General features: G+C 75.2%; 3 protein-coding genes. 2 read left to right on the forward strand and 1 reads right to left on the reverse strand.

The features are described 5' to 3' along the window. Both GTW67_RS08605 and GTW67_RS08610 read left to right on the forward strand, forming a co-directional pair. Window positions 1-316, forward strand: a 316-nt coding sequence (locus tag GTW67_RS08605) for an AMP-binding enzyme (RefSeq protein WP_161164217.1), incomplete at its 5' end; no start/stop codon positions are given. Between the two features lie 65 nt (window positions 317-381). Continuing rightward, a complete protein-coding gene (locus tag GTW67_RS08610; RefSeq protein WP_161164218.1) occupies window positions 382-1,155 on the forward strand; it encodes a sulfite exporter TauE/SafE family protein in 774 nt (257 codons plus the stop codon). Here the strand turns inward: GTW67_RS08610 and GTW67_RS08615 are convergent. Beyond that, on the reverse strand, window positions 1,152-3,218 hold a 2,067-nt coding region (locus GTW67_RS08615; RefSeq protein ID WP_161164219.1), incomplete at its 5' end, for an ATP-binding protein. The two genes, GTW67_RS08610 and GTW67_RS08615, sit on opposite strands and share 4 nt — an antisense overlap.

The following is a 3,218-nucleotide window of genomic DNA, read 5'->3' on the forward strand; positions in this document are numbered from 1 at the left end:
TCGGAAGAAGGACATCGTCATCCGCGGCGGCTACAACGTCTACCCGCGCGAGGTCGAGGAGGTCCTGATGCGCCACCCCGGCGTCGCCCAGGTCGCCGTGATCGGCCTGCCGGACGAGCTGCACGGCGAGGAGGTGTGCGCCGTGGTCGTCCCCGCGCCGGGCACGACGCCCGACGGCGCCGGGATCACCGAGTGGTCCCGGCAGCACCTCGGCAAGTACAAGTACCCGCGCCGGGTGGAGTTCACGGACGCGCTGCCGCTGGGCCCGAGCATGAAGGTGCTGAAGCGGGAACTGCGGGCGCGGTACGCCCGGTGACAGTGATCGTCTGACGAGACGGTCCTCACCGGCCCGGCCGGGTGCGCATAGCATCGGTGGCCGCAATGGACACCATGACGCTCTGGCACCTCACCGGCTGGGAATTCGCCGCGCTCGCCTTCGCGGCCCTGCTCGTCGGCTTCTCCAAGACCGCCGTGAGCGGGGCCAACACGGTCAGCCTCGCGATCTTCGCGGCGGTCCTGCCGGCCCGCGCCTCCACCGGCGTCCTGCTGCCCGTCCTGATCGCCGGCGACGTCCTGGCCGTCCTCACCTACCGGCGCCACGCCCACTGGCCCACCCTGTGGCGGCTGTTCCCGGCGGTCGCGGCCGGCGTGGTCGTGGGCACCGTGTTCCTGGTGTGGGCCGACGACACGGTCGTACGCACGTCGATCGGCGTGATCCTACTGTTCATGGCCGGCGTCACGATGTGGCGCCGGCGCCGGGCTGAGGCGAGCGAGCAGCCGGACCCGGTCACCTCCCGGGCCGGCCGGGTCAAGGCCCGCTCGTACGGCGTCCTCGGCGGCTTCACCACCATGGTCGCCAACGCGGGCGGCCCGGTGATGTCGATGTACCTGCTCTCCGCGGGCTTCCGCAAGCTGGGCTTCCTCGGCACCTCCGCCTTCTTCTTCCTGATCGTCAACGTCTCCAAGCTGCCCTTCAGCGCCGGCCTCGGGCTGATCGACGGCCACTCGCTGCTCCTCGACGCCGCGCTGGTGGTCTTCGTGGTGCCCGGAGCGTTCCTCGGCAAGTGGGCCGTGAACAGGATCAACCAGCGTCTCTTCGAACAGCTGGTCATCGCGGCCACGGTGGTGGGCGGGCTGCAACTGCTCCTGCGCTAGACGGCGCCGGCGGGCGCCTCGCCGAGGGCGTCGAGGGCGGCGGCGGCCTCGACCTGGCGCGGGCTGCGCAGGCCGCCGAGGGCGTCGCGGGCCGTGCGGAGCGTCTCCCAGGCGTCGGGGTGCCCCATGGCGGCGAGCACCTGGCCGAGGTCAAGGCGGGCCTGCTCGGTCCAGGCCGCCATCTGCGCGGCGTCGAAGGCGGCGAGGGCCTGCCGCAGCGGCACCTCGGCCTCGTGCCAGCGTTCCAGCGCCGCCAGGTCGTTGCCGATCTGCTGCCGGGCGACCGCGTGGTACACGGCGATCACTTCCCGCGTACGGCCCGGGACCCCCGCCCGGCAGAGCCGCTCGCTGCGGCGGTGGATGTCCAGCGCCTCCGCCGCCTGGCCGGCCTGCCGCACCAGCATCCCGAGGGTGTTGAGGATCGACAGCTCGGCCAGCCTCCCCTGCGGGGACTCCTGCGAGGCGAGACGGCGGGCGGCCTCGCGCAGCCGTGCCTCGGCCTCGTCCATGCGTCCCAGCCGGTGCAGCGCGCCCGCGCCGTAGCCCAGCGCCCACCCCTCCTGAAGCCCGTCCCCGCACTCGCGGGCCGCCGCCAGCGCGGCGTCGGCCCTCGTCAGGGCGGCCCGGGGATCGTGCACGCAGAGGTTGTAGGCCCAGGCGAGGTAGTTGAGATGCACCGCCTCCTCGCGCCTGCTGCCCAGGGCACGGGCCGAGTCGGCGGAACGCCGGAACACCTCCACCCACTGCTCCCAGTGCTGGTTGAGGTCGGAGAACCAGTGCATCGCCACCGCCGTGTCCAGCACCTCCCGGTGCCGGCCCGCGTCATGGGCCCGGCGCAGCGCGGCCAGCCACTGGGCCCGCTCGGCCTCCAGCCAGGCCCGCGCCTCGTCCCGGCCCGTGGGCGCCGTCTCCGGGTCCGGGTCGCCCTGCGCCGCGGTGCGCTCGTGGTCGACGTCGAAGTGCAGCGCGGCGGCGGTGGCCCGGCGCAGCATCCAGGACGCGGTCCGGTCGAGGGCGGCGTCGCGGACCTCGGGGCCGTCCTCGGCCTCGACCTGCTCGGCCGCGTAGAGCCTGAGCAGGTCGTGGAAGCGGTACCGCTCGGTGTGGGCGTCGCTCTGGAGCAGTCCGGCGTCGGTCAGTTCCTCGGCGCGGGCCACCGCCTCGTCGTAGGACAGGCCGGCCAGGAGCGCGGCGGTCTCGGGGCCGAAGTCCGCCCCGGCGGACAGCGCGGCGCGGCGCAGCACCGTCCGCGCGTCCGGCGGCAGTTGCCGGTAGGAGAGCGCGAACGCGGCACGCACCCGCAGGCTTCCGGCCTGGAGGCCGTCGAGGCGCCGGCCCTCGGCGGCGAGGCGGGCGACGAGCTTGCCGAGCCGTTCGTGCGGGCGGCTGAGAAGGCGTTGCCCGGCGATCCGGACGGCCAGCGGCAGATGCCCGCACAGGTCGGCGAGGTCGCGTGCGGCCTGCGCCTCCGCCCGCACCCGGTCCGCGCCGACGATGCGGGTCAGCAGCTCGACCGCCTCCTCGCGCCGCAGCAGGGCCAGATCGGTGCGGTGCACGGACTCCAGACCGGCCAGGGCGTGGCGGCTGGTGACGATCGTCAGGGACCGGCCGGTGCCGGGCAGCAGGGGGCCGACCTGGGACTCGTCGACGGCGTTGTCCAGCAGCAGGAGCAGGCGCCGCTCGGCGGCCAGGGACCGCCACAGGCCGGCCCGGTCGTCCGTGCCGGCCGGTATCGCCGCATCGGCGACGCCCATCGCGCCGAGCAGCCGGCCCAGCGCGTCCCGGGGGGTCGTCGGCTCCGGATCCATGCCGTGCAGGTCCAGCGCGAGTTGTCCGTCCGGGAAGTGCGGGGCGAGGCGGTGCGCGGCGTGCACCGCGAACGCCGTCTTGCCCAGGCCGGGCTGTCCGGCGACCACGGTGACCACCGGCCGGTCCGGGGCGGTGTCCCGCGCCAGGTCCAGCAGCCGGGCGAGGGCCGGGCCGCGGGCGGTGAAGTCCTGGATGCCGCGCGGCAGGGCCAGGGCGGAGGGGCCGGCCGGGCCGGCGTCCGTCCGGGGGCGCGG

The organism is Streptomyces sp. SID5910, assembly GCF_009862125.1.
Taxonomy (GTDB): domain Bacteria; phylum Actinomycetota; class Actinomycetes; order Streptomycetales; family Streptomycetaceae; genus Streptomyces.